Source organism: Paenibacillus helianthi (assembly GCF_001909055.1).
GTDB classification, from domain to species: domain Bacteria; phylum Bacillota; class Bacilli; order Paenibacillales; family Paenibacillaceae; genus Paenibacillus_AQ; species Paenibacillus_AQ helianthi.
Genome location: NZ_LVWI01000103.1, coordinates 71302 through 98034, shown reverse-complemented (window position 1 = coordinate 98034; position 26733 = coordinate 71302). Strand labels below are relative to the sequence as shown.

The 26733-nt window shown below is 47.7% G+C and carries 24 protein-coding genes; 1 reads left to right on the top strand and 23 read right to left on the bottom strand.

Going from position 1 to position 26733, the window contains the following annotated elements:
* The 20 genes from A3844_RS30405 to A3844_RS30310 form a co-directional block, all read right to left on the bottom strand.
* Nucleotides 1-1236, bottom strand: a complete 1236-nt coding sequence (locus tag A3844_RS30405; RefSeq protein ID WP_074101879.1) for an FprA family A-type flavoprotein — start codon at nt 1234-1236, stop codon at nt 1-3.
* 168 nt (nt 1237-1404) lie between these two features.
* Nucleotides 1405-2352, bottom strand: coding sequence for a helix-turn-helix transcriptional regulator (locus A3844_RS30400; protein ID WP_074109446.1), 948 nt, complete (start codon nt 2350-2352; stop codon nt 1405-1407).
* A 26-nt stretch (nt 2353-2378) separates the two neighbouring features.
* On the bottom strand, nt 2379-4763 hold the full coding sequence (locus A3844_RS30395; RefSeq protein ID WP_083607111.1) for a polyprenyl synthetase family protein: 2385 nt from the start codon (nt 4761-4763) through the stop codon (nt 2379-2381).
* A gap of 188 nt (nt 4764-4951) precedes the next feature.
* On the bottom strand, nt 4952-5878 hold the full coding sequence (locus A3844_RS30390; protein ID WP_074109494.1) for a hypothetical protein: 927 nt from the start codon (nt 5876-5878) through the stop codon (nt 4952-4954).
* Nucleotides 5879-5996: 118 nt separating this feature from the next.
* The gene (locus tag A3844_RS30385; RefSeq protein WP_074109444.1) at nt 5997-6572 is read right to left on the bottom strand and encodes a dihydrofolate reductase family protein; all 576 of its coding nucleotides are present in this window, start codon (nt 6570-6572) and stop codon (nt 5997-5999) included.
* 190 nt (nt 6573-6762) lie between these two features.
* Complete coding sequence (locus A3844_RS30380) at nt 6763-9567, bottom strand: glycoside hydrolase family 2 TIM barrel-domain containing protein (protein WP_074109443.1); 2805 nt, start codon at nt 9565-9567, stop codon at nt 6763-6765.
* Between the two features lie 231 nt (nt 9568-9798).
* Nucleotides 9799-10950, bottom strand: coding sequence for an amidohydrolase family protein (locus tag A3844_RS30375; RefSeq protein WP_074109442.1), 1152 nt, complete (start codon nt 10948-10950; stop codon nt 9799-9801).
* Between the two features lie 2 nt (nt 10951-10952).
* Nucleotides 10953-12011 carry a pyridoxal-phosphate-dependent aminotransferase family protein gene (locus A3844_RS30370; RefSeq protein ID WP_074109441.1) on the bottom strand — a complete coding sequence of 353 codons (1059 nt, stop codon included), beginning with the start codon at nt 12009-12011 and terminating at the stop codon, nt 10953-10955.
* Entirely contained in the window at nt 12008-12775 is a 768-nt protein-coding gene (locus A3844_RS30365; protein WP_244169896.1) for an ABC transporter ATP-binding protein, read from the bottom strand. The genes A3844_RS30370 and A3844_RS30365 overlap by 4 nt, the downstream gene beginning before the upstream one ends.
* 5 nt (nt 12776-12780) lie before the next feature.
* Nucleotides 12781-13536 (bottom strand): ABC transporter ATP-binding protein, encoded by a 756-nt coding sequence (locus tag A3844_RS30360; protein WP_074109440.1) that lies wholly within the window; start codon nt 13534-13536, stop codon nt 12781-12783.
* Nucleotides 13536-14402 carry an ABC transporter permease gene (locus tag A3844_RS30355; protein ID WP_074109439.1) on the bottom strand — a complete coding sequence of 289 codons (867 nt, stop codon included), beginning with the start codon at nt 14400-14402 and terminating at the stop codon, nt 13536-13538. The genes A3844_RS30360 and A3844_RS30355 overlap by 1 nt, the downstream gene beginning before the upstream one ends.
* Nucleotides 14399-15385, bottom strand: coding sequence for an ABC transporter permease (locus tag A3844_RS30350; RefSeq protein ID WP_244169900.1), 987 nt, complete (start codon nt 15383-15385; stop codon nt 14399-14401). The genes A3844_RS30355 and A3844_RS30350 overlap by 4 nt, the downstream gene beginning before the upstream one ends.
* Nucleotides 15385-17004 (bottom strand): ABC transporter substrate-binding protein, encoded by a 1620-nt coding sequence (locus tag A3844_RS30345; RefSeq protein ID WP_074109438.1) that lies wholly within the window; start codon nt 17002-17004, stop codon nt 15385-15387. Before A3844_RS30345 ends, A3844_RS30350 begins: the two co-directional genes overlap by 1 nt.
* Before the next feature lie 145 nt (nt 17005-17149).
* A complete protein-coding gene (locus A3844_RS30340; protein WP_074109437.1) occupies nt 17150-17974 on the bottom strand; it encodes a Cof-type HAD-IIB family hydrolase in 825 nt (274 codons plus the stop codon).
* Nucleotides 17975-18048: 74 nt separating this feature from the next.
* Complete coding sequence (locus A3844_RS30335) at nt 18049-18480, bottom strand: MarR family winged helix-turn-helix transcriptional regulator (protein WP_074084425.1); 432 nt, start codon at nt 18478-18480, stop codon at nt 18049-18051.
* Between the two features lie 158 nt (nt 18481-18638).
* Nucleotides 18639-20597, bottom strand: coding sequence for an FtsX-like permease family protein (locus tag A3844_RS30330; RefSeq protein ID WP_074109436.1), 1959 nt, complete (start codon nt 20595-20597; stop codon nt 18639-18641).
* The gene (locus A3844_RS30325; protein ID WP_208619475.1) at nt 20587-21354 is read right to left on the bottom strand and encodes an ABC transporter ATP-binding protein; all 768 of its coding nucleotides are present in this window, start codon (nt 21352-21354) and stop codon (nt 20587-20589) included. Before A3844_RS30325 ends, A3844_RS30330 begins: the two co-directional genes overlap by 11 nt.
* An 82-nt stretch (nt 21355-21436) precedes the next feature.
* Complete coding sequence (locus A3844_RS30320; RefSeq protein WP_074109435.1) at nt 21437-22468, bottom strand: sensor histidine kinase; 1032 nt, start codon at nt 22466-22468, stop codon at nt 21437-21439.
* On the bottom strand, nt 22465-23169 hold the full coding sequence (locus tag A3844_RS30315) for a response regulator transcription factor (RefSeq protein WP_074101893.1): 705 nt from the start codon (nt 23167-23169) through the stop codon (nt 22465-22467). Before A3844_RS30315 ends, A3844_RS30320 begins: the two co-directional genes overlap by 4 nt.
* The gene (locus A3844_RS30310; RefSeq protein WP_167374782.1) at nt 23141-23845 is read right to left on the bottom strand and encodes a 4'-phosphopantetheinyl transferase family protein; all 705 of its coding nucleotides are present in this window, start codon (nt 23843-23845) and stop codon (nt 23141-23143) included. The genes A3844_RS30315 and A3844_RS30310 overlap by 29 nt, the downstream gene beginning before the upstream one ends.
* Nucleotides 23846-24275: 430 nt before the next feature.
* Here A3844_RS30310 and A3844_RS30305 point away from each other — a divergent pair, with 430 nt between their 5' ends.
* Nucleotides 24276-24524: a ribosomal protein L7/L12 gene (locus A3844_RS30305; RefSeq protein WP_167374781.1), complete on the top strand. Its 249-nt coding sequence runs from the start codon at nt 24276-24278 to the stop codon at nt 24522-24524.
* 157 nt (nt 24525-24681) lie between these two features.
* On the opposite strand, the gene A3844_RS30300 is transcribed toward A3844_RS30305, so the two are convergent.
* Genes A3844_RS30300 through A3844_RS30290 form a run of 3 tightly spaced genes read right to left on the bottom strand, consistent with a single transcriptional unit; the run spans nt 24682 to nt 26559 of the window.
* On the bottom strand, nt 24682-25320 hold the full coding sequence (locus A3844_RS30300) for an ABC-2 transporter permease (RefSeq protein WP_074109433.1): 639 nt from the start codon (nt 25318-25320) through the stop codon (nt 24682-24684).
* Nucleotides 25313-26182: an ABC transporter ATP-binding protein gene (locus A3844_RS30295; protein WP_074101896.1), complete on the bottom strand. Its 870-nt coding sequence runs from the start codon at nt 26180-26182 to the stop codon at nt 25313-25315. The genes A3844_RS30300 and A3844_RS30295 overlap by 8 nt, the downstream gene beginning before the upstream one ends.
* Nucleotides 26179-26559, bottom strand: a complete 381-nt coding sequence (locus A3844_RS30290) for a GntR family transcriptional regulator (RefSeq protein ID WP_074084433.1) — start codon at nt 26557-26559, stop codon at nt 26179-26181. Before A3844_RS30290 ends, A3844_RS30295 begins: the two co-directional genes overlap by 4 nt.
* Nucleotides 26560-26733: the final 174 nt, after the last annotated feature.

Sequence of the window (26733 nt, the reverse complement as noted above, 5' to 3'; positions counted from 1 at the left end):
TTAGTAAGAACTGAGCAGAAGATCAGAGACAAATTCCGCAGCATTTTTGATTTTTTGTACCTTATCGGGCGCTTTCGGCGAGAAACGGACCCGTATCGGGAATTCGATGTGGATCATCCCTGTTGTTTTGATGACTTCGGAAGTACTCTGTACAATCATGTTCGTAGCGTTCAGATAATCCTGGATCACTTCGATCGCTTCCCCGCTCCAGCCGTAGGAGCCAAAGGCCGCTGCCAGCTTGCCCTCTAAATCCATGTTCTTCATCTCCTGCAGGATGGGCTCCAGGTTACCGATCATATCAGCGTATCTGGTGGAGCTTCCTATGAATACGGCATCGGCAGAGGCAATGCTGCTCAGAATATCCGCCGCTGTGCTCTTGTCCGCATCCCATACTTCCGTCTCAATTTGATTTGCCTTCAGGCAATCCTGCAGGATATTGGCCATTTTCTTGGTGTTATTCTTGAGCGTGGTATAGACAATTACAGCCTTTTTGCCTTCAGACGTTTCACGGCTAAGTTCATCGTAGAGATCAATATATTTACGGATATCTTCGCGGATCAGGAACCCGTGAGAAGGCGCAATCATCTCAATATCAAGGTCTTGGACGGCATCGATCAGCGTTCTGACATATCTGCGGTGCGGGTGAATAATCGCACTGTAATAGCCTTTGAAATCATCCGTGATGTCGAATCCGGCTTCATCGCTGAACAGCTTCTCCACCGCAACGTGGGTGCTGAAGATGTCGCAAGGGAAGAGGATTTTATCTTCCACACAATAAGTAATCATGGTCTCAGCCGTATGAAGGTACGGTGTCTCCTTGAACAGCAAGGTTTTGCCGCCGATATCCAGTGTATCCCCGTCATTTACAACCAGGAAATTCCGGTTGTGGAGCTTGTACATTTCCTGCAGCTCCGGCACGGCGATCGCCGTACAGACAATCGTGGCATTGAGGGCCCGTGAGGAAAGTGCAGCCAGTCCCCCGGAATGATCGGGTTCGGTATGGTTAATTACGATATATTCAATATCCATAGGGTCTATGAATTGGCTTAAACGCTCCGCATATTCACGTCCGAACTCCATATCTACGGTGTCAATCACTGTAGGTTTACCCGTTTTTAGCAGGTAGGAGTTATAGGTGGTTCCTTTCGCCAGGATCAGACGATGAAAGGGTACCTCCCGGTTGTCTATTTTACCCACCCAATAAGTATCTTTGGCAATCTTGTATTCTGTGTTCATCTGCTTAGCCTCCTGAATGATAATGTTTATCAGCAATTTCATTCTATATCGGAGACTAAACAAAAAGGAGGATTACAATCACATTTTGAAAGTTTCAAAATCCATCTATTCATACTATAAATATACACGATTGCGGCCATAGGATTATGCGTATGGTCACTTTGTGTATCAGTAGCGTTTTAATATTTTATCAGCCTCTTCCCGGATCCGGCAGCGGAAAGACTCCGGTTCGAGTACTTCTACATTCCCGCCCCAGCTAAGGACATATGGCAGCAGTTCCTCCGGGTGCCGGACTCGAAAGGTGAATAATAGACCGTCCGTTCTCTCCTCCGTCGATTCCATATAGAAATTACCGGTCTCCAGGATTCTATCGGCTATCTCAGGGTTCACCCGAACCAGCACCTGTAAGTTCCGGTCATCCTTTTGGCGGTAACGGCTCAGGTCAAACCCGGGCGGTACAAGAAACGGCTCTTCCAGCATAGCAAGCTCCGTCATCCGTGATAACCGGAAATGGCGGATATCCTGCCGAAGGTCGCAGCGTGCGATCAAAATCCAATTCCCCTGAATGAACATCAGCCCATAGGGAGCAACCTCACGTCTGCTCTTCCGGTTTCCGTCAGATTCAGGCAATGTTTTCTGATACGTGAAACTTAATTTGCGCCGCTCAAGAATGGCACGCCTGGCTTCTCCAAGATAGTCCCTTTCCTTAATTCCGGTTACTGGTTCACTGGTGTGAAGAAGGCGCATCGTTTCCCGCACCCGTGTGGATTCAAAACGTACCGGCTCTGGCAGGATCGCCTCAATTTTGCGACGGGACGTCTTAGCCACGCTGCCATACAAGGAATCCAGCCTCTGTTCGATGAAATCCGTCCCCATGATCAGGGCCACGGCCTCCTCAGCGGTGAAGCCGACTGGCGGCAGGAAATACCCATCCATCAGGGAATATCCCTGTCCAGGGGCACCGACAATCGGAACTCCAGCTTCGCTCAGAGCCTGAATGTCGCGGTATATCGTCCGTACGCTCGTCTCGAATTGAGCAGCCAAATCTTCCGCTCTTAGCACCTTGCTCCGCTGCAGTTCAAGTGTAATGGCGAGCTGCCGTTCGGTTTTATTCATATTAACCCCTCACTGCTTCCTTAATTTTAGCGGTTTCGGCTAATGATATAGTCCAATAAATGCTTCAGAAAAGTGATTTTGCGGGGAATCGCACCCAGTGCTTCCACAGCGTGGCAATAGTGATCCCACATCTCGATTCTGGCAGCTTCCGGACCAAGTATAGATACAAAGGTTGAATTATTATTCTCCACATCCATACGGGTGTTTTTGCCAAGCAACTGATGATCCCCCTCCAAATCAAGCAAATCATCTTTGATCTGAAAGGCAATGCCTGCATGATAGGCGAATGTCTTCAAGGCAGTGATTTCCGCAGGCTGCACCTCAGCAAGAATGGCTGGCATCACCAGAGAGGCTTCAAACGCCAACCCCGTTTTATAAAAACACATCATATTCAACTGCTCCAGAGTTAATGGGATACCTTTGGATTGCAAATCCATGACTTGCCCCATGCACATGTCCTCTGCCTTTTCTGCCGAATATCGCATCAGCGCCAGCACGGTTTCCGGATTGAAAGCCTTCAGCGACGCTTGTTCTTGAATGGCCTTCTGAATCAGATAGAGACCCGTTAATTCTGCTGTGGCGCTATTATGCACCTGATGCAAGGTTGGCCGTCCTCTGCGGGTTGATGCATTATCCTGGGAAGGCAGATCATCAAAGATCAAAGATGCGGTATGCATGAATTCCAATGATCGGAGCAGCGGCTCAATTGCAGCAGGCTGAAGTCCATACACCTCGACCCCGAGGACCCAGGTCAAAATAGGCCGAATCCGCTTCCCGTCTCCGGTCAGACTATAATTTGCAGCCTCAATCAGCGATTCCTTCATCGGAGGAATTCCGTCCGGCCTGGGAATCTTCAGCAATTCGTTAATTTGATCCCTCACCGTGTGAACGGTACGCTGAAAATCTTCTTTTTCCTTCCGGTTATTCTTCAAATCGGTATTGATCTGGTCCCGCAGCAGCTTGTCGAAGAAATCCACTTGATCTGCTTTCCGAACCATTTGCTGCACGAGCTGATTGAATTCCGGATTCCCGGAGGCGAAAATCCCCATGATCTCATTATACTTTTCTGTGCCGATGCGTGCTTTACAGCGTTTGAGTCCGTTAATTGCACGGTCCAGAATGACCTCAAGGGTCTTCGAGTCGGAGTGGTATACATTATGGATCAGATGGCAGATGACCGTCCAGTATAATTCATAGGGGTTGATCAGATCCGAACGCTCATGCCGGTATTTCAAATAGTAGGTATATGGGGTTACCGCTCCGTCCTTCATATCGTCAAACATATCCGCAAAATCGTCAGCCAGCTGATTGTAGATACCATAATAAAAGGTCCGCTCATCAAACCCTTCATCTGCTTGTGCGCCAATTACGGAACGGACAATTAACCGGGAGGATGAGGATTTTATAATGATAGGGATATAGAGCTCCTCGTTGCTGTATTCCGTATTATTGATCTCCTTATTGCGGTCTATATCCTGGGAATGAAAAAACACATACGATTGCTCAAAAAAGGTTGTCTCTGTCTCTGGCTTCTGAAGACTCTTGATATATTCGAACGCATTCGTTAGCTCTGCATGGACATATTGAATGATCTCCATGTTCATTCCGGGCCACTCGTTAAGCTCCGGCACACCCCCAGTTAGAAGTGCGGTTCGTATCATGCTGGAATATTGTTCTTTCTCCGGAGCTGTTAAAACCTTAGAATCCAGAAGATCGTCAATAAAAGGATACGTCAAACCATAGGAATAGCCAATCCGAATGGCTTCATCCAGTCTTCGGGTACGTTCTGCGGACGTTGTATTCTCATCCATATCTTCTACCACATGCAGGACGACCCCGACAATGATTTTGATTAGTTTGCGTTCGGCTTGATCGGCATCCATTTCCTTCGGGATATGAGTGGCGACATTTTTAAGTTTCTCTATCAGCCAAATGGCCGTGGTTTCTATACCTTCCTTCTGGGCCCATCGGAAAAATCCGGCTACGCTGATGGATTCGGGACGGCTCCCCCTTACGGTTGCATCGGAAGGAACCAAGTGATTCTTCGTGTCGGTGACTACCCGCTGAATTCGTGCCTTTGTGCGGGGATCGTCAAGCGCTTTCCCTAAGTCTCTCATATAAATATAGGAAATGCTTCGATCCAAGTAGTCATCTAACTTACCGTTATCATTCAGCCATGCTATATATTTATCATAGTCCCGGGAATCCGCACTTTTCTTCCCCCGCGAAAAAAAAGACAGCCACGAAATTTTATGAACATGGTTCCGTTTCCACAACAGAATATCTTTGGTCAAAGCAGGGATATACGTTTTGTCCATAACCTGTATATTAAGGGATGCAAAATACTGAGCTGCCTTAAGCTCCGCCACCCTGTACACCGTCTCACCCTGATCTGTAATCTTCTCATTCATATGCATTCATTACCTCTGCTTAAATTTTTTATGAGCATCCTAATCATAACCCTAATACGGGTAGAAATCTTTTTGGTTACACAGCAAAAAAACCGCCCTATTGATAAATGGAGGGGACACCCAACCATCTCTACAAAGGAGCGATTTCTCACTGAAGTCTTTATTTATATCTCCCGAAACCTCTACATTTACCGGTCCGTGTCCTGAAACTCAACTGTCCGGTCATAACTCAACCTCTGCTGCAGGATTATGGCCAGTTCTTCAGCGGTATCATAGACGATTGGACGGATATCTTTGACTTGTACCCACAGTTTACCGGCTTCACTGCTGTGCACAGTCCAGATCACCGGGATGTTCAATCCAAGCGCGTATCCTGCTGTAAAATACACCTCTGGAGAATGACTGGTCAAGTCCGCGATCATCAATTTGCTGTCCCCGATACGCTCAAGGGAATAGTTGTCCTGATTCTGAGCTTTTTCATCACGAAGCAAGTGCGGCATATAACCGAACTGCTCGATTTTCGGCAACAGCATTTCCAGCCACTCTATGCGCTGATCCTCATCATCTGGAATGAGGACGAAGCATGGCTTTAATTTCTTTCCCCCAGCGATGGCTGCGGCCTCGCTCCATCCCTTGTCTGTAAGCTTAAAGGTCATGCCTTCCCGGATGAGCAGCTGCTCGCCGATCAGTTTATCAAGGATATATACCAGCTCTTGCAGGTTGGGAGAATACGTCAGGTTATAGCTGCTGGAGAGTGGCTGAATGACAACCGGTTCTCCCGGGCCTTCGGAATGCCTGTACAAATATTGATTGAACCGGTTCCCTTTGTCCTCAATAGTCACAGGGATTTTCGGGGAATTTGTTATGGATTCTAAATCGTCATTGGATAGTGTAACCTGTACACCACAATCGGTCATTTCACGGATATAAGCTGATACGATATGAAGCATATCACGTTTCTTTTGGTGCGGGAGTGAATGAATAGCTTCATAGCTGTCCCTCAGCAAGTCATAGAACCCGCCTGGTGAACAAGAACAACCTTCATATCTGTCATATTCACCTTCAGGCTTCACAGGGACCATCTCATCACAGAATAAACAGTGTTTTCTATTCATGATCATACATCACCTCTTAGTCCATACTCTCTCCACCTTATCAATAATCTATGGAAAAGTAGACAAGAAGATATTTCCTGCACTAAAAGCCGACGCTATGGATGAACCCGGACAACGGTCATCTAACCGTCTGGTAAACGAGACCTATGGCTCCAGAATCAAAGGTCTTGTTTTCGATAAGCTTAAGATTGATCTTCTCCTTTACACCTTGGAATAAGGGTAACCCGCTGCCGATCAGGACGGGAGAAACTGTAATCTTATACTCATCTATTAAATCAAGCTGCATAAGGTAGTGAGCGAACCTAGGACTGCCGAGGATAACCATATCCTTGCCTGGCTGCTCTTTGAGGTTCTTGATCTCTTCCCTGACATTTTCTTTCACAAGTCTGGAATTGTTCCATTCGGCTTTCTCCAGTGTCGTGGAAAAAACGATTTTGGCTGTCTTTTCAATCCACTCGGCATGATTCAGTTCATGCTGCGTAGCAGATGGGTTCGAAGGCACAGAGGGCCAGTAACTGTGCATCATCTGATAAGTCCCGCGTCCCCAAATAACAGTGTCGGCTGTACTCAGAATTTCCTTCGCGTGTTTCTCCAAATCAGCATCGTAGGAAACCCAGCCAATGTCCATTTCACCTTTAGGCCCTTCTACAAAACCGTCAAGCGATGCGTGCAGGAATAGAACGAGTTTTCTCATTTTCAATTCTCCTTTATTCATGATGGATATCTAAAAACTAAATTACCTACATTTTAGCATAATTCAACTCGGGTTGTTTCTTACGTATTGCTAATCTGCCCGTTCATCACACCAAGTATTGATCCTGCTCAAAAAACCGGGGTATCCCGCGCTGCCAATTATGGCATATGGGAACACCCCGGTTGCTTTCTTACTGAATCAGTTGCTGAAGCTGAGAACCCTCCGCACGGTACTGCGGCTTGAAATCTGCGGATTTCATGTAATGCGTCAAGCTGGATAAGAACTGTCTGCCCTCAGGTGTGCCGCTTACTTTGTCCGCGTCAAGTGCACAGATCAGGAGATTACCTGCCCCGACGCTGCACTCCAGCAAGAAGCCTAGCTTATGATTACGCTCAAAGTTGTCGATGGTCTGCACAATAGGACTCCACGAACGGTCGAATCCATCCAGGATGATGGACTTCGAGTTCTGAATGATGTTCCACCAAGGGTAAGTGGAATATTCTTCACACGGGAAATCACGGAACACAGGATGCCTGTTGTCAATCAGCAGACCCATTGTACCCACGGGTACGGGCTTGTTCATACTCTCGGAGATTGAACGGAACATGGGATAACACCAGAAATCCGTACAATAAAAACCTTCAACAGCATTTTGGAGCAACTCCGGCTTTGGCATGAGCAGCACATTCTGGCCTTGGTCCAGCAGGGCTAGTGCTTCCGGTGATAGCTCCTGAAAAATATGTACACCGTCCAGCACTCCGCTGCTGTTTTCCGGATATATCCACACATCATAGCTCTTGCGGATATCAGTACCCGGTATCCACAAGGAAAGAACGGCTTGGGTCATCTGCACGACCTCAGGAAGAGTGATGGATAAATCACAGATATCAATGTAATTTGAACCAGCCGGTACCCCTGCTTCTGAACTGCCTGCCGCCAGTGTTCCCTCTTCTGTATTCAACGCCCATTTCAGTACAAGGATATCCGGTGCCCCGTTCCGGTACCAGGACAGCTCAACATGAGCTTCGAAATGTTCCCCGGAGACATAGTTATACTTCGGAAATCTTGCCAACAGGACTGCATCACTGCAGAAAGTACGCCATTCCTCAGCGGAAACAAGTCCCTTGGAATCCATGAAGGCATCGAGTACCCCTACCAGCGCCGTTCCCTGGCCACTGAAATCCTGTAAATCCAGAAGCTGGAATCCCGCAAGTCTTCGGGTACGGAACGCAGCCTCAAGCTCCTCTTTGTAGCAGGCTACTGCCAGCTGTCCAGAGCATTCAAAATATTTCGCCGCGAGATGGCCCAGTCCATTGTCCTCCAGCCGGCCGCGAAAGATTTCATAATTTTTGGCTTTGAGAGAGCCTGTATATTTACTGATTTCTGCATAATTCGGATAAGTCGCATATTGACCAATCTCATGGGAGACTACCGGAATTCGCGGAATCCATTCACCGGATGCGTCCCCGATCTGCACGGTCTTGGCTTCAGTGCCGTACTGGATTTGAATGGTATCCCCCGTTGCCGCTGCTGTGTCTTCTCCGTTCCCCACAGCGGGCGGTACGAATTGCTCATCATAATCCTTCATGGTGCCAGGAACATCCGTCTGAACATGTCCCAGGGGAGCATCACACATTGCATAAGAGCCTCTGAACAGCCGGTCTTTGGAAAACCGCACACCACAGAAGAAATCTTCATGCTCCAGAACTTCCGGAACAAACTGATGGTTGTTGGAGCCCTGCGTATACAGATGTCTATCGTCGAATGCCTTATAGTCTTTCAAAAAGGTATCAATCTTGGTTCTGCTGCCCCACAGTTCGTTGCCAAGCGACATCATTACGAAGGAAGGATGGTTGCCAAATGCCCGTAGAATAGCATATCCTTCGCTGATCAGATAGTCTTGCTCGGCTTGATTATGGCCCTCATCCGTTTCTTCTGTGATCGTTCCCCAGAACGGCAGCTCCGGCTCCATATAGAAACCGAGCATGTCTGCTGCGGCAAAGGCTGCCTCCGGCGGGCAACAGGTATGAAAACGGTAATGATTAATACCGTAGGACTTCGAGATGCCAAGTATTCTGAGCCATTCCTCCAGATCAGTCGGGGCGTATCCGGTTAATGGGAAAATCAGACCGTCATGCTTGCCGCGGAGAAAGGTTTTTTGTCCGTTAATCGTAAATTTGTCGCCGCCGGTCTTGAATTCCCGGAGTCCAAAAATCAGCTCATGTTGATCAGAAGCCTCTTCTCCTGTGCCGCTCAGGTCAATGCTTATCTTATAGAGATGGGGTTCGGAGTCGCTCCAAAGTAGTGCATCCGGCCCCAGGCCGTAGCTGATTGAAAACTCCCCGCGTGAGATGTTGTACTCCTGTACGGCTCTAGTTTGAGCAGTCTTACTATTGAAAGTAACGGCTGATACTTTGATTACGCCCGTATCCGCGCCTTCAAGGGTGGCTGTAATTCGTACGGATCGCGCGGATACATCCGGATCAAGACGAATGCCGCTCAAATAGCATTCGCTGTAAAATTGAAGTTCAATACGTCCGGTAATCCCATTCCAGTTGGTCTGGGTATCCTTCGATGTTAAATGTCCGCCCTTTGTCGGATAATCCGTATTGTCAACCCGGATAGTGAGAGTGTGATTACCTGAGCGGAGCTGTCCGAGGTCGTACACATGAGGGGTATTCAGGCTGTCACGGTTGCCGATCTCCAGACCATCCAGCCAGACCATGGTAAGTCTTGTCCGTTCCAGATGAAGCATACATGTTTTACCGGTAAGCGCTACCGGAATTTCGAAGTCTTTTGAATACCAGGCCTGCCCTTCAAACAGGTACTCATCTGTGAGAGCGTCTACAAGTATATCCCCGTTCTTCGGTCCCTTAAGGGCGTGTGACGTTGTGCCCGGAAGAGAGATGACATCAGCAAAAGGCATTGCCAGTCCTTGTTTTGTCTTATCCAATTGCAACTTCCATTCGCCTTCCAGGCTGATCTTCGTCTGCATCTTATCACTCCTAATATAATCTCTAGTCTCTCTTTCTCTCTTAGCGTGCCAGTTTCCTGCAAGATTACAACACTGTTATTAACAGTAGCACAAACAAAAATAACAATTCAAACAGATTAACAGCATAGAAATACTTGACTAAAGGGATCGTTAGCTTGCTATAAAACAAAAAAACCAACAGAGTCCGGATCTCTGCTGGTTATCGTTGTTGCCAATATAACATTTGACGGGTCAGACCAAATCTAATTCCTGTGCCCCAGTGATAACGGAAACAATACTTTTCCGGAGCTGTTCCGCGTTCTGCGCCTGATATGGGTTAGCATTGTATATAATTGCATCTGCAATATACCCTTCGGCAATTCGCCCTAATTCATTGCCACTTCCCAGAATCCCGGCAGCACTCTCTGTAGCAGACTTCCATGCTTCTGTCCGGCTCAGCCCGTAATCTATTAACGTATCTAACTCTTGCAGGTTGTAACCATGCAATGCAGGGGTAGCGTAATCCGTACCGAATCCAAAACGGACTCCTGCTTTTTGGGCATAACCAATAGCTTTCGAATGGGCTTCAGCAGCACGCGCTGCCCGATCGCAAATCAGCGGGTTCAAGGCCAGTACACCCTTCGGATCAGCGGCAATGCGGTAAATCGAGGTTGTGGGCACATAAGCTACTCCAGACTCAGCGAGTCTGCCAGCCTGCTCCTCACTCAGAAACATTCCATGTTCAATGGATTCCACACCCGCTTGAATGGACCAGTCAATCGTCACTCCGCCCCACGTATGTACCAGCACCCTTTTATGATGGGCATGCGCATTGCGGACAATGAAGGCGAACTCCTCTTCCGAGAAAATAGGATCAACCACTTTCTCGGTAGGCGTACCAAGGCCGCCTGTCGCCATGATTTTAATCCAGCCTGCTCCTGTAGCAAAGATATCAGCCATTCGAGCTTCCAAATGCTTAAGACCGCGTGCATCCGCTGACCCGATCATATCGCTGCTGGTCTGCACCCGGAGGGGCTGCTGATAATGCCGGACCAGATGACGCACCGTGCTTGGCAGAATCCCGCCTGCATCACGTGTAGTCGTGACACCCGTCCGAAGCGTAGCCGCGAAGGCTTCAGCCTGCATCGCTTCGATCTCAGGTTGATCGCGCTTCAATTGATCGGCGTGGTCAAAATCTGTCCAGGCAAGATGCGTATGAAGGTCTATCACACCAGGACTTATCCATAAATCCTGGCCCGGCTGACTTGATTCATTAGGATAGGGACCAGCCTCAACTATTGAGTAGAACCGTCCCTCATTAATCACAATATCGAATCGTTTATCTTCAATACCTGCTATATTCATATTTTCTAGTGACAGCAGCTTAGGTTGTTTTTGGATCATGCTTATTCTCCCCATACCCGCCGGACAGCCAGTAATGCCTGTTCAGGGTCCATCTTCAACAATTGGGCAAGAACCGTTATAGCTTCTTCTACGCTTTTCCGTGAAGCATTCTTTCCGAAATGGTTAATCCGCAGAAGCTGGCCGAATAGTCCACCGTCACCGGGAGCCACGATACCCACAGGCTGATGGATCAGCAATTCCTGCTTCCCCGAGATTTTGATGGTTGTAGTCAGAGTAGAATAGTGTCTGCTGTCCTTTTGCCACGGCTCAAGACCCAAGGCAGTGATTCCTGCGATTGCAGAGGATGCGGCACGTTCATGTCGCTTAATCACCTGCTCCAGACCTTCTTCTTCGATTCGTGTCAACGCCAGGATCAATGCTCTGGCTTCCAAAACAGGTATGTTGGGTGGAACCCGTAACGGAGCAGCCCCATCCGGGGATGGTTTCAAATCCAGCAACGACAGGATGGAATTGCGGGGGGCGATTGCATTCGACTCAAGAAATTCCCAGCCGCGTGGAGAAATACTGACAGCACTAACGCCATTAGGGCCAGCCAAGGCTTTTTGGGCACCGATTACCGCAAAGTCTACGCCCCATTCATCTACGGGGAGAACCTCCCCTCCGACCGCCGATACAGAATCTGATACTGTAATCAGGTTGAACTCCTGTGCAAGCTTAACAATTTCCCTGACGGGATTAGAACCGCCTGTAACCACTTCAGCGTGAACAAAGGATAGGGCATCTGGTTGGTATTGTTCAATCGCCGCTGCAACGAGGTCCGCTGTAGCGACTTCATCAAAGGGGACTATAACCTCAGCAACTGTTGCTCCTCCCCTCTCCAGCCATTGTCCAAATAATCTGCCGTAAGGGCCTGTAACCACATTTACAAAGGTACGACCCGGTGCAGCTATTCCGGTAGCGACCGCCTCAATCCCCAAGATGGCCTCACCCGGGATAATAACCGGAGGATGCTGGGTTGATACAAGTTTGGAAAGCAATTCAGTAAGTGTATTGAACTCTGCCAGTGAAAGCGGCACAAATCCTTGATGTTCCGGGTTCATAATAACCTCCTGGTGGTACTTGTTTTTGGCATTTTTGGAACGGCTGACAAAAGCTCACGACTATATTCATGTTCCGGGCGGATGAAGAATTGGTCCTTGGAACTTTTCTCCACCAGCTTACCTTGCCGCATGACTGCAACCGTATCGCTAATGGCATGAATAACCCCCAGATCATGGGAGATGAACAGTAGCGAAAGATGAAGCTCAGCTTTGAGCGTATTGAACAGTTCGAGCACACTCCGCTGAACAGACACATCGAGTGCGCTCGTCGGCTCGTCCGCAATCAGTAGGCTTGGTTCCACACTTAACGAACGCGCGATTGCGATCCGCTGGCGCTGGCCGCCGGAGAATTCATGAGGGTATTTATCCAGTGATCTGGCTTCCAACTGAACAAGGGCCAAAAGCTCTTGGCATCGTTTCTCAACCTGTGACCGGCTCACGATGTTGTGAAACAGCAGCGCTTCGGAAAGAATCTGCCGGATAGAATGCTTGGGATTTAGCGAGGCATCCGGATTCTGGAAGATCATTTGGATCTGTTTATGCTGATATAGGCTCCTCTTCTTCCGTAATTCTTGAGATCCCAGCAATATCTTCCCTTCATCGGGTGCAATTAGTCCGGCAATCACCCTTGCCAGGGTAGATTTGCCTGAACCGGATTCTCCGACGAGCCCAAGCGTGGTATGCTGTTCCAGGTTGAGACTGAGTTTATCCAGGGCAGTGAATCCGCCGTAACGGACGGTGAGGTTGTGTACTTGCAGGGCCATATCCATCAAGCTCCACTCCCTTCAAGCTCCGGCACTGGAAGCACTGAATCAATCAGCATTTGTGTATAGGGGTCGGTTGGGTTCTGTAAAAGATCAAGTGTATCTCCGTGCTCTACAATCCGGCCTGCTTTCATCACGTACAGTCTGGAGCACAGGTTCGCTGCAATCGCCAGATTATGGGTAACAAAAACCATAGCAAACCCTAATTCATGCTGAAGGTCGGTAATGGTGTCAATAATTTGCCGTTGAACCGTAACATCCAGCGCCGTGGTCGGCTCATCACAGAGAAGAATGCCTGGTTTGCAAGCCAATGCCATGGCGATCACCACCCGTTGGCACTGACCGCCAGACAGCTGGCTCGGATACCGGTCCGATCTCTTCAGAGAATCGGGTAGACCGAGTCTCTCGAGCAGTTCCAGTGCAATGATGCGTGAAGCTTTCCGGTTGACCTGCTGCCTGTAATATACGACTTCTGCCAGCTGATTAACTACCGGACAGAGCGGATCGAGTGCGCCTCTCGGGTCTTGGAAAACCATTGCGCTGCTAGCCCCGCTCTTAATCATACCTCCGGTCTGAGTAACACCGCGCGGCAGCAGTCCCAGAATGGCCCGCAGCGTAAGCGATTTGCCGGAACCCGACTCACCTACCAAGCCCAGACTTTCTCCTTTACCGAGTGAGAAACTGACGTTATTCACTAATGTTTCTTTGGATTTCGCCGCCAGCGATAGTCCCTCAATTTGCAAAATCGGATGTATTGACATTATTTTTTCCTCCAAATATCGGCCAATCCATCACCAACAAGCGACAAAGCGATGCCTGTATACACTACAGCAAATCCCGGAACTGCCGAGAGCCACCAAGCTGTCGTAATGAAGGGTTGTCCATCAGCGATCATGGTCCCCCAGTCGGGCGTTGGCGGTGCAATGCCGATGCCCAGATAACCGAGTGTAACAATGGCTACAAGCAAACCAATCATATCCGTCATCAGGACGACAACCGCTTGAGGCAGTACATTGGGCAGCAGATGGCGCAGAATAATTCTTACCCCGGGCAACCCTAGTGTCTGTGCGGATGCTACCCATTCCTGCTCGCGGAAAGACGCGCTCAGACCTCTGACAACACGGGCAAATACGATCCATCCGACCAGCATAAAGGTGATGTAAATCCCCCGTTCTCCTGCTCCACTGGCAAAGGCCACAATAATAACAATCAGATAGAAAGGAAAGGCGATTAACGTATCCGTGAGCAGCGTAATGACGGTATCGATCCATTTTCCGTAATAACCTGCCAGCATGCCCAGAAACACACCTGTACAGAAGGGAATGATTTCTGCCAGCACCATAATTTTCAGATCGGTTCGCGCAGCGTAGATCAATCTCGTGAACAAATCACGTCCCAGCTGATCGGTTCCGAGCCAATGTGCTGCGGACGGAGGTTGTAAAAATGCGCTCAGATTCTGCCCCGAAGGCTCATAAGGACTTAAGTAAGGAATAAACACGGCCAGGATAATGAGCACGGCAAACATCATGCTGCCCACAAGAAGTGAAGGCGTATTCCATATTCGTCTGAGGCTGCCAGCTGTTTTGCCGCCCTCTTGCAATGGTGGGTCTAACCGTATATCGTTCATTGTTTTCCTTTCGTTCTGGGATCTAGCCACCAGGAAATGATTTCAATCAGTAGACTGATGATCACAACAGATAGGGCACAATATAGAGCTATGCCTTGAATAACCGGAAAATCCCTTTTCGAGATTGAAGTAAACAGCAGACTGCCCATTCCCTTGATTCCAAACACCTGTTCAACAACCAGTGTCCCGCCGATCAGATAGGAGATATTCACCCCAAGCAGCATCAGTGTAGGAAGAGCAGAGTTGCGCAGCACATGTTTGAACAGAATCACCCTGCCCGGTATTCCGGCAGCTCTCAAGGTAACTACAAAATCGGATTCCAGGACTTCAAGCATCTGCGCCCTTAACGACCGGACAAGCGTAGGAATCTGTGAAAAAGCAACAGTTATCGCCGGGAGCGCAAGGCTGTGCAGGGCTCCGGTCCACCCTTCTCCCACTCCGCCAACAGGAAACCAGCCAAGCCGGACGCTAAACAGCAGAATCAAAAGAATGCCAACCCAGAAGATTGGCATACCCAGAGTGATTGCAGGAAAAATACGGATCAGATGATCCAGCAGCTTATCCTTATGAGTGGCTGCAAGTGTAGCAAGCAGAAGTGCTATGATGATTGCCAGCACACAAGCCATCAGAATGAGCAGCAAAGTAATGGGAGCCCGCTGCGTGATCAGCTCTCTGGCAGAGGTCCCTGTAACAATTGAATTTCCTGTATCTCCTTGGGTAAACAATGTCTTCACAAAACGTAGGAACTGGTCCCATAAAGAGAGGTCAAGCCCGAGCGTATGATGCATACTCTCGAGCGCCTCAGGTGTACCGTATTCTCCCAGAATCATTTTCGCGGGGTCTCCAGGCACGATGCGGATAATGAAAAAAACTGCCGTCATTACGCATAGGATCACGGCCAGTGCTCTCACAAGTGCTATTAGTAGCCACTTGTGAGATGCATTGCCTCCTATCCGTCCAGTAAATGAAGAATTAGATTTCATCATTTACTGATGCTAACCGTGTCGAATCTTACACTGCCGTTAGGTAAAACAACCAGTCCCTGGACGGAAGAACGGGCACCGATCAGAATATCAGGATAATACAACGGAATATAAGGTACTTCATCGGCCAGTGTCTGCAGCAGCTTGGAGTAAATGTCTGCACGGCCATCCCCATCCGCTGTTTTCTGCCCATCATATAGAAGCTTGGTGACTTCATCATTCGTGTAATGGGTCCAATACGATTTACTGAAGCCTTGCGGGTCCGTCTGGAAAGCAAGAATCGAGTTCGCTTCCGGAGAGTCCGCTTGTCCGCTGTTCAACATAGCTGAGAAATCATAAGCGAAAAACCGTTCACGGAAGGCGGCAAGTTCAATCGATTCAATCTCTATTTTGATGCCGATCGCTTGCCCTGCAGCCTGAATAATTTGCGCCTCCTGGGCTCTTGTACTGTTGCCTGAAGCAACAAGCAATTTTGTACTGAACCCGCCAGGGAAAGCAGATTTGGCAAGCTCCGCTTTGGCTTCATCCACATTGAAGTTCAGCGCTTTAATCGTATCATTTGCATTATAAGGTATCGTTGGAGGCAGCAGGGAATTTGCAGTCTGTGCATAGCCAAACGTAAGTGCCTTAGTCAAGCCGTCACGGTCCAGTGCGAGCGCCAGGGCACGTCGGACATGCACATCCTTGAAATGTTCGTCGAGCGTATTGAAGAACAGCTGCTCGGTCACCCAGCTCCCGTTGGTAACTACTGCTGTGTCAGAGCCGTCCTTGATCTCATTGGCATTCTGCAGGGCCAAGGATTCAATTGCATCCACTTCTCCCGCCTTTAACTGGTTAATCGCCTGGCTGTCATCTTCAATCAGCTTATATACAAGCTTATCAATATTGGGCTTGCCTTCCTGCCAATAGTTCGGATTCTTGGTGAAGGTCAAATCACCAGCAGGGTCCCAGGTCTCAACTACGAACGGTCCCGTACCGACTGGTTTCTTGAAGAACTCTTCTTCGGTAACTCCGCCGAAATGGTTCGGGATAATCCCGTTCGAGAAGTTGGACAGCTCGGAGATGAACGGTGTATATGGCTCTTTGAGCGTAATAACCAGCGTTTGTTTATCCTGTGCTTTGATCGTAGCCACCTTTGCCGAAATGGCCAGCGGGCCTTTAACCTTCAAATGCCGCTGCAGCGAAAAAACCGCATCTTCAGCAGTTACATCCGTACCGTTCGAGAACTTCAAGCCGTCACGGAGAACAAAGGTATAGGTCAAGCCGTCTTTACTGATGCTGTGTGACTTGGCAAGAAAGTCCACTATTTCACCTTTGCTGTCAAATGAAACGAGGGATTCAAACACTTTATCAATCGCAAACGCATTGTTCGATGTAATTTCATTATGCAGATCGAATGAAGTCACCGCAGCAGGCCGACCATAGACAAAAGTGCCACCCACAGCGGGTCCAGCCGCGCCTGCACTCTGAGTTGGAGCCGGACTGGCACTCTCCTGAGCTGCATTTGTTGAATCAGCTTTATTATTGGAGCCGGAGCATCCTGCTAGCAATACCAGAAACAGAACTGCCAACGTCCCTATTCCAACCGACTTTTTAAAAGATGCTTTTAACTTTGACACGAGTGACCCACCCCTTCTGATAAATCTTATGTGTTTAGTATGGATTGAATTATGGATGAATCATCCTCGTCTGTCAAACAAAAAATCAGATCCCGGCTAACAATAGATCTAATTTATCCATTGCAGGAAATGAATTCGTTTTAATCTATATTTCCAGCAAGGACGGCTCCCCCAGGAGCAATGAAATTTCATGCAGCACACCCTGTTCATTATTGCTCACCGTGTGATAATTGACTACAGCTTTGACTTCCGGCGAAGCGTTGTCCATAGCATAACTGTATTTGCATAACTTCAGCATTTCAATATCATTACTGCTGTCTCCAAATGCCGCACATTCCTCAGGCCGCACACCATAGCGCTCCATCAGACGTTCAAGCCCTGAGGCCTTGTGGCAACCGGGAATGATCAGGTCAATACACTGATGGCCACTGGTCACAGGATCTACCATTCCCCTCAGCTCTTCCATGAGCAGCGGCAGATATTTCGCAACACCACCGGCTGTCCAATCAGGAGTGAGTAAGGAAAATTTGAAAATCTGGTCATTTACCTGCTCAAATGAGCTTACCTTCTGCAATCTCGGATAATAGCGGCACATGAGCTCATAGAAATCATTGCTGGCATCCTCGAGCACATAAGCCCCCTCCACTCCGCACATGACTGCCGAAATTTCCTCATATTGACTCAGCTTCTTCACGATCAGCCTTACCTGATCCGGTGGAATTTTGCCCGTAAACAACACTTCTGTCCCATCGATGACATAGGCGCCATTCTCTGCAACATAAGCGAGCTCATCCTGGATATCTTCAAAAATAGATTTTAGCTTATAATACTGGTTCCCGCTGGCTACCACGAAATGAACGTCTTTAGCCTTCATTACAGCGTAGAGCTGTTTGAACCATTTTTGATTATAGTTTTTTTTATCATCTAAAAAGGTGCCGTCCATATCTACTGCAATTAACTTGATGTTCATTGTAAGTTCTCCTCATGTAAGTTTATGTTGTCTCCTTTACTGTAAATTGTGAAATGCATTTCATGTCAAGCAACCTAAAGACTCGAATTCACCTTACTCAATAATCTCATCAGTGTTTCCGCCTCTTCCGCAGTAAGATTTTCCGTGATGCTTTTTTCCACTTCCGCAAAAATCTCATTGAACTCCTCGACTAGAACCGCCGCTTTCTCCAATAGATATATTTTTTTCTGCCGCTCATTTTCTTTGGGGATCACGCGTTGGATATATCCTTTTCTCTCCAGGCCTTGAAGCATGCTGGTGATGCTGGCCTCCTTACGGTTGAAATGCTCCGCCAGATCCTTTTGGATCAGACCGTTCTCCTGATTTTCCGCAATATAGCCGATCATCTGCCCCTGCTGTGCATTCATGCCCAGCTCCGCTAATCTTTCATTTGCCTGTCTTTTCTTTTTCAATCCAATTTCCCGGATCAAATCTGAAAATGGCGTGTTCGAAGGTTGTTCAGTCATGGGAAAACTCCTTTAGCTATGGATGTATAGTTAGATATCTAATTATATGAATAGCATATACTTCATCCTTCTAACAGTCAAACAAAACAGGCCAATGATCATTTCTGATCACTGACCTGCAATGCCAGGTGACTTGCCCAACCCGCGTATCATTCGTTCTATGACGCACTGGTCAGCTTTCGCACAACCTCTTGGACGTACTTGCGTTTGGTAATGATGTAGAAGCTGAGCTGAAATAGGAAATAGATAGCGATGACAATCGTAGTGTTCTTCATGAATTCACCGAGGATATCGGAGCCGCTCATGACATGTGTGACCAGATAGATGAAGGAGTAACCGAAGAGGCTGCCCAGAAGCAGGGGTACAAAAAAGGTTATGAGCAGCTCTGCGGATACCACCGTCCGAATCTCCCTGTCACTGATCCCGATTTTGTACAGCTTGCGGAAAAAGACAATGGCGTTCCCTATTTCGGTGTATTGCTTGAAATACAGCACCATTCCACCTGCCACAAAAAACAAAACGCCGACAAGAGAGGTTATGAACACAAACAGCGAATAGTTATTTTTCAGCTCTTTATAGGCATCTATTTTGGAAGAGACCGCAAACCATTGGCCGCTTCCATCCTTGTCTGTTGCCTTCAAAGCATCCTTCAGCCTCTGGACGATCCCTTCTGTACCCTTCCAGTCTGTAAAGTTGATCCCATAATGGGTACCTATTGCACCGCCGTCTATCTTAGCCGCCATGTCCTTGTAATCCTCATTACTGATTACGATGCCTGAGCTTGTGGGATAAGAGCTTGCTGTTGCAAACCAATTGCCATGGTAGGAGGACTTCACCTTAAAATCAAAGGTTTGGGTACCATCGGTGAACGCAATCGCTGCTCCCGGGTCAATTCCATGAGAACCCGGCTCCCATGCCGTGATAATATTCAAGGCTTCTCCTGCCCCCACGGTTACCTTCTCGCCTGTTAGTAAGTTGTACCTATCCTGTGAAATAATTGGCTTTGACTTCAGAACATCGTATTTGTCGCCTTCCAGATTCATTTTCAGATTCAGAAAGCTGGTTTCTGTGATCGACTTGAATGGCTCGCCGGACTGCTTCATCATCTGTTCCAGCTGTCCGCTCCCCAGTGTGTGTACACCTGTTACCGAGATATACTCGATATCATATTTATTCCGCTCCGCAATACTTTCCGACAGCTGCAGCAATGAGAAAGGTGAAGCTACGAGAAAAATGGTCACCCCGCTGAGAATACTCAGGATAAACATCACACGCTTGTTCTGATTGAATTTGTGATTAATTTCGGTGATGGAGAGAATGTGACGGTAATAGAATTTCTTATTCTTCAGGAAGCGGATCAGCGTGTTCCCCAGATGGGCAATAATCATGTAGATACCGGTGAAGCTCATCAAAATATATGAAATGATCATGAACGGATTCGTATTCAGGCTCTCATGATTGGAGATCAGCACCAGGAAGAGGATCGAGGCCACAACCAGCCCCACGCCTGCCAGCCCCAGTATAGTGTCATTCTTCTTCGCATGATTATCCTGCGTACGGGAATCCTTCATCAGATCCGCGATATCCAGCTTGCCGACTTTTACGCTTGATATCAGCTGTGAGGCGGCAAAAATCACTGTAAAAACAACCGCAGTCACTACAAAACTCGCCGCACTAAACGAATACGAAACCTCCTTCAGATCCAGCAAATCAATCGCTATATTCTGAAACAGCCGGGAAAAGACTGCTCCTGTGATGATCCCGGCGACGAGTGAGGAAACACTGATGATCAGATTCTCCAGCAGAATAAGTTTCTGCAAATCATTTTTGTGCATGCCCAGTGACATAAAGATGGCGAATTCTTTGCTTCTCGATTTGATAAATGAGGAATGTGCATAATTGATGAAAAATACGGAAAACAGCGTCAGAGCTACTAGACTCAAGATCAGTACAATCCGGATCACATCCTCCGCCGTGCCCTCTCGAACACTATTATTGAACAGCAAGGAAGCATAGAGGAAGAAGATCGTGATTGCAAAGGCACTGCACATGAAATAGGAGGAAAAATTCCGTACATTACGTTTGAAGTTCTTAATCGTGACGTCTCTAAAGGTCATTGCGCTCTCCTCCGATGATCGCCAGACAATCCAGGATCTGATCGAAGAACGCCTTGCGGACCCCGCTGCTGACAATCTCCATGCAGATCGCCCCGTCCTTGATGAATATGATTTTTTTGCAAAAGCTAGCAGCGAAGGCGTCATGGGTTACCATCAGAATGGTGCTCTCACGCTCCTGATTCATCCTCGCGATGCATTTCATCACGGCACTCGAAGATTTGGAATCCAGGTTGCCAGTAGGCTCATCTGCAAAAATAATATCCGGATCATTGACCAGCGCCCGGCTGACCGCGACTCTCTGCTGCTGCCCTCCGGAAATGTTATAGGGATATTTGCCGGCAATTTCGTTGATGCCGAACAGCTTCATAATCTCCTCGCTTTTAGCTTCCATCTGTTCTTTGTCTTTCTTGTCAAGAATCATGGGCAGCATGATATTTTCCTTCAGCGTCAGACTGTCCATCAGATTAAATTCCTGGAATACAAAGCCGAGATGCTGCCTGCGGAAGAGCGACATTTCATTTTTGTCCAACGAGGTGATATTCTTGCCGCCTATAAAAACCTCACCGTAGCTGGGCTTGCCGATACCGCTTAGGATATTCAGCAAGGTGGTTTTGCCGCTGCCTGAGGGTCCCATAATGCCGATGAAATCTCCCTTTTCCACAATAAAGCTGATGGAATCGAGTGCTACTGTCGAGTTACCACCATTCTGAACACCATAGATCTTCTTGACCTCTTTGACTTCCAGTACTATGCTCACCGGTTCATCTCCCTTTTTCATTCTGGGTGTATTGAACGATATATCTTCATTGTAGAAGTCCCCGGGAGCAGTATCCATCCATTTAAGTTACGCTTTCTTTCAATTTTGAAAGGTAAGCAATCTGTACCTCTGTGCCCTGATTTACTTCTGAGGAAATGGTGAGGTGATGCCCCAGCTTCCGGGCAATTTCCGAGCAGACATAGAGGCCAATACCTGTCGCCTGATGGTGGGTACGGCCGTTTTTCCCGGTAAAAAAGGGCTGGAACACCCGCTGTAAATCCACTTTTTCGATGCCAATGCCTTCATCCCGGATGGACAGAACCACCTGATCGCCACTCTGCTTAATATGGAAGTGGATGGATTTCGCCTCTTCTCCCGCATCCGAATATTTGATCGCATTAGTGACGATTTGCTCCAGCATCGCGTGATTCCATTTGCTGTCCGTCATGACGATTACGTTCTCCTCTTCGCATACGATCACCGGATAGACATTGTTATAGATGTATTGGTTCCGCTTGCTGTTGATCAGGGCTCTGAGCGATTCCAGCAGATGGATGGGTTCCGGGGTATAATCACGGGTGAAATGCTCCAGCCGGAAGAATTTCAGCATCTGGTTCAGCATGCTTAGGATTTTGTCCTTCTCTTCTCCGATATGCTGCAAGGCAAGGGCGTGGCCGGTAGTGTTCATATTGTAATTCTGCAAGATGAGGTCGATGACCGACAGCGGGGTTTTTAGATTATGTATCCACTGCGATATGAATTTGTGAGTACTGTCAGCCTGGGCTTTGATCTCATAAATCTGGTCCTGGTAGGTGTGGTGAATGCGGTGAATCATCGAAATGATGGACTGCTGTTCACAGGAAAAGCCTTTTTCTTCAATCTCAACATTCTCTGATAGCCTCTGGATCTCCCGACGGGTGGAGACATATTTGATGAAGCGGAAGCACATGAATAAGATATAGACATACACACTGATGCTGAGCAGGTACAGAAGCTGGATATTGCCGCTAATATAATGATTGCAGTATACACTCACCAGAAGATGGCTGATAAAATAGACAAGCGTGAACGAAAAATGATCTCGCAAAAAATCCCGAAACAGCTTGATACTCACTGGCGTGCCCCTCCTGCCATAGCCGAATCAAAGATATAGCCCACGCCTCTTTTTACCTTGATAACATCCTGAAAGCCCAGATTGGCCAGTTTGCTCTTCACCCGGGTGACATTCACAGTGAGCGTATTATCCACAACGAAATGCACATCGTCCCACAGCTCCTCCAGCAGCTCTTCCCTGCTGACGATCGTATCCTGCTTATCCATCAGCTTCTTCAGCAGCTTGTACTCATTCTTGCTTAACTCTTCAACCATACCATTGCAGGAAATGCTGAAATTGCGGTCATCCAAATGTATCGGCAGCGGTTCTTTCTCCGGTTCCGGCTTGGCTGCATATTCCCCGTAATTCCGGCGCAAAATCGCCATAATCTTGGCCAGCAGCACCTGAATGTTCAGCGGCTTGACGATAAAATCATCCGCACCCAGCTCCATGCTCAGCACCTGGCTAGACTCTTCATCTCTGGCGGAGATCACAATGATCGGCACCGTGGTTTTTCTTCTGAATACCCGGCAATAGTAGAATCCGTCATAGTACGGTAAATTCAGGTCAAGCAGCACCAGATGCGGCAGTTCCTGCTCAAAGATCTGCTCGACTTGCAAAAAATCCGCAACCTCCACTACTTCATAGCTGTACTTGCGCAGAATATCGGTGATCAAGGTTCTGATTTTGCTGTCATCCTCGACGATCATAATCTTGAACAATTCCGTCACCTCCGGGCATTAGCGCCTCCAACTGCTGCATCAGCCAGGTCTCTCCCATCTCAGTCATCGCTTTGGAAGGAAGCACGATGGTAAAGACATATGTACTTCGAAGCACAGTTATGGCCTTATATGAAGGGAAGTTTTTAAATTGGGTGATGACATTTTGTTCTTTCCATACGCATCCCTTAACTTCAAACAGCTCGGTAGGGACTGTAAAACCGGTCTGAATCACTTTGGACATCGCTTCCTTTACTGTCCAGAGCAAAGTCAGGAAAACGGGAGCCTGTATTCCAAGTCCATGCAGCAGGAATTGCTCCTCCTTGGATGTAATTCTCGCTATGGCATCCATGGCCTTCTCATCTATGAGCTCCATATCAACACCCAATAAAAGCCGGGGGTCATAATCAATTGCCGCGCCCATGGTATCGCAATGGGTAATGGTGATCTTCCGGTCACTTCCACGTATAAATGGCTGACCCATGACTCCATGATCAATGACTATATCATTTAGATCATCATCGGCACGAGCCACTGCCATTTTACAAGCCAGCTTACTGAGGAGATAGCTATTACGTCTTCGCTGGTATTGGAAGCTGTTGTATTGATCCTTTTCCACCTTGCTCAGATAATCCAGTGGTCCATCCTCTGGAGGCACGGAAACCACACTAATATTCAACCCATATATGCCTTCCGGACCTTCTAGTTTAAGCTCCGCTTTCCTTACAATCCTGGTGAGAAAAAGCTTGTATTGCTTTTCAAAAGTTGCATACAGCATATCTGTGCCCCTATTCTTGTTCTCAAGTACTTTTCGATTTTTTTACCAGAATATCCCGTTTGAATCTACTAAATTATCATCTACCCTCTTCTGAAATGTCAATGAATGTTTATGCTGTATAATGTTGAATTCCGGCACAAAAAAGCCTGCAATTATTTAATTGCAGACTAAACATCGTTATACATGTCGGGTATTGTGTAATATAGAATATACCAATGATCACAGGGAGGTTATATCCTTGCCAACTACAGATTGGATCCCGGTCGCCGCACTTACTCTCTCGATAATATTGATGTTCAGAGTAATGACCCTTAGCAGGAGGGTTAAAGATTTGCAATCACAGCTGGATCGGATCGATAACCGCTCAGGATTGGGCGGAAGTATGTTCAAACCAAATATGGAAACACCCACACCGCTGTATGTGCAGAACATGGAATTTGCTCCGGACCTGGAGAGAAGGCTGCATCTGCTGCTGGCTGAAGGTAAGAAAATCCAGGCGATCAAGGTGCTTCGTGAAGCGAGGAATTTATCGCTGAAGGATGCCAAGGATTACGTTGACCATATGGACCAGGGCAGGTAATCCTTTGTAAATAGCACTTTCCGGGCATGACCTGTCTAAAGCAATGAAGACAAGAACCGGCTGCGCTAATCCCTATAGGGACAGTGCAGCCGGTTCTACGATAACGTATATAGTTATCGAGGGCCTTATCCAGCGCGCCGGGGGACATATTAGCGCGTTAGATGTCTTTCTTAACGAAAATCCGCAACGAAATCAGATAAGAACAATACAGCAGAAATATGTAAGCCACGCCGCCTATAGCCCATAATAAGATATGGCTTGAGGTTTGCGGGTGAATCCAATCGAGCAGAGCCGGAAACCGCTTTGCCAAATGAGAAGTAGCAGTGATATTCAACATGATCAGCATGATAAAGGCAAAATTCACGATCTGCATCCCTTTTTGTCCCAGCCAGAAGTACAGCGGTAAATAAAAGGCTGCAAGTACCGGGAAGGTTGCAATGGTCAATAGTAACTCTCTCCAGGCAACCGGTTCACTAATCTGCCCGGATAAAACCCCGGAGAGGTAGAGCAGCAGCGTGCAGATCAGACTGATGATAGCATACGGGATCAGACTTAAATATTTGGCCAGTACCAGCTGATGGCGGGGCACCGGAAGACTGATCTGAAACCGCTGGTTGTTATCCAGCACGTCCATAGCGCAGGCATTCAACAATATCAGCATTGCCGGAAGCAGGGCAAATACTGAGTAAGCATCAACATTCGTAAAACCTATAATGATATAGTATGGAATCAGCAGCAACAAAAACTTGCGGACCAGGAAGAAATCCTTACGGATCAAATAAATGGAGTTACGCATGTGCTTCACTTCCTTTTACGGTAAAATACATGATTTCCTCCAGCGTAGGGATCTCACAGATGGCGGTATCCTTGAAGTAGCGTTCGCCTTCCGCACGGTTGCCGATCAGTCCTTCGAAGCCTACAGCAGTCTCACGAATACCAATGAACCAGCGCCGGACGTCCCGGTCAAGCAGTTCCCTCCCGCCTTTGACCAGCAGATATTTCTCTGTAAGAGATTCCTTCATCTCGTTGAAAACCAGCCGTCCGTCATTGATGAACACAATATAATCGGCAATGCGGTCCAGATCCATTGTGTTATGTGTGGAGAAGAGAATGGACTTCTTCTCATCCTGGATGTGTTCACTAAGCAGCTCCAGCAGTTCTCTGCGGAATATCGGGTCGAGCCCCGAAGTAGGCTCATCCATAATCAGCAGATCCGCATCGTGGGACAGGGCAATGGCAAGTGAGAACTTGATTTTCATCCCTTTGGACAGATCCTTGATCTTCTTATCCTGCGGGAGCTTGAATCTCTCCTGGTACTTCTGGTATATATCCTCATTCCAGCGGCTGTAGAACGGAGCAATGATCCTCTTCATTTGATTAACAGTAAGACGTTCGTAATAAATATTTTCATCGGATACATAGCCGATCCGGTCCTTGATAGCCGCCTGATGAAGCAGATGGTTCTGCCCGAATAGCTGAATTTCACCCTGATCCGGATAGACCATCCCCATGATCATTTGGATCAGGCTTGTTTTACCCGCCCCATTCGGGCCGATCAGCCCTGTGATATACCCTTCCTTAATGCCGACCGTAATATCACGCAGTTCAAACCGGTCATAGCTTTTGCTTAAGCCTTCCAGCTGAATGACCTCACTCATTCTTTCTCCTCCTCATAGAGCAGTTTCAGCATCTCCGCAAGTTCCTTATATTCCATTCCCAAAAGCCTGCTCTCGTCAATAAGCTCTTTCAGCTTGCCTTCCATAATCCGCAGCCGCTGCTCCCGGATGAACTCCTGATCTGCCCCGGATACAAATGAACCCTTCCCGACGATAGAATTAATCAGACCCTCCCGCTCCAGCTCCTCATAAGCCCGTTTCGTGGTGATCACGCTGATCTGCAGCTCTTTGGCTAGCTGGCGGATGGATGGCAGCGGCATCCCGGTAACCAGTTCACCCTGAAGAATCAGCTGGCGGACCTGACCCGCTATCTGGGCATAAATCGGCTCGCCGGATGTACTCGATATCAATATGTTCATGTTGCAGCATCAGCACCCTCTGTAAATACTGTAATTATTGTATATGTGTAATATATACACTATTTGTTTGCTTGTCAAGATTCTCTCTATGCATTAAAGCATGAGGTATCCTGATACCTCTTTATGGGAAAAGGTATGAATATGAGTTTTTATCAAGCTTTTAACTGTTCACTA

Bases quoted from the DNA above. Each gene is read 5' to 3' on its own strand.
- A3844_RS30405 (WP_074101879.1), bottom strand. From the start codon at position 1,236: ATGAACACAGAATACAAGATTGCCAAAGATACTTATTGGGTGGGTAAA.
- A3844_RS30400 (WP_074109446.1), bottom strand. From the start codon at position 2,352: ATGAATAAAACCGAACGGCAGCTCGCCATTACACTTGAACTGCAGCGG.
- A3844_RS30395 (WP_083607111.1), bottom strand. From the start codon at position 4,763: ATGAATGAGAAGATTACAGATCAGGGTGAGACGGTGTACAGGGTGGCG.
- A3844_RS30390 (WP_074109494.1), bottom strand. From the start codon at position 5,878: ATGAATAGAAAACACTGTTTATTCTGTGATGAGATGGTCCCTGTGAAG.
- A3844_RS30385 (WP_074109444.1), bottom strand. From the start codon at position 6,572: ATGAGAAAACTCGTTCTATTCCTGCACGCATCGCTTGACGGTTTTGTA.
- A3844_RS30380 (WP_074109443.1), bottom strand. From the start codon at position 9,567: ATGCAGACGAAGATCAGCCTGGAAGGCGAATGGAAGTTGCAATTGGAT.
- A3844_RS30375 (WP_074109442.1), bottom strand. From the start codon at position 10,950: ATGATCCAAAAACAACCTAAGCTGCTGTCACTAGAAAATATGAATATA.
- A3844_RS30370 (WP_074109441.1), bottom strand. From the start codon at position 12,011: ATGAACCCGGAACATCAAGGATTTGTGCCGCTTTCACTGGCAGAGTTC.
- A3844_RS30365 (WP_244169896.1), bottom strand. From the start codon at position 12,775: ATGGCCCTGCAAGTACACAACCTCACCGTCCGTTACGGCGGATTCACT.
- A3844_RS30360 (WP_074109440.1), bottom strand. From the start codon at position 13,536: ATGTCAATACATCCGATTTTGCAAATTGAGGGACTATCGCTGGCGGCG.
- A3844_RS30355 (WP_074109439.1), bottom strand. From the start codon at position 14,402: ATGAACGATATACGGTTAGACCCACCATTGCAAGAGGGCGGCAAAACA.
- A3844_RS30350 (WP_244169900.1), bottom strand. From the start codon at position 15,385: ATGAAATCTAATTCTTCATTTACTGGACGGATAGGAGGCAATGCATCT.
- A3844_RS30340 (WP_074109437.1), bottom strand. From the start codon at position 17,974: ATGAACATCAAGTTAATTGCAGTAGATATGGACGGCACCTTTTTAGAT.
- A3844_RS30335 (WP_074084425.1), bottom strand. From the start codon at position 18,480: ATGACTGAACAACCTTCGAACACGCCATTTTCAGATTTGATCCGGGAA.
- A3844_RS30330 (WP_074109436.1), bottom strand. From the start codon at position 20,597: ATGACCTTTAGAGACGTCACGATTAAGAACTTCAAACGTAATGTACGG.
- A3844_RS30300 (WP_074109433.1), bottom strand. From the start codon at position 25,320: ATGCGTAACTCCATTTATTTGATCCGTAAGGATTTCTTCCTGGTCCGC.
- A3844_RS30295 (WP_074101896.1), bottom strand. From the start codon at position 26,182: ATGAGTGAGGTCATTCAGCTGGAAGGCTTAAGCAAAAGCTATGACCGG.
- A3844_RS30290 (WP_074084433.1), bottom strand. From the start codon at position 26,559: ATGAACATATTGATATCGAGTACATCCGGCGAGCCGATTTATGCCCAG.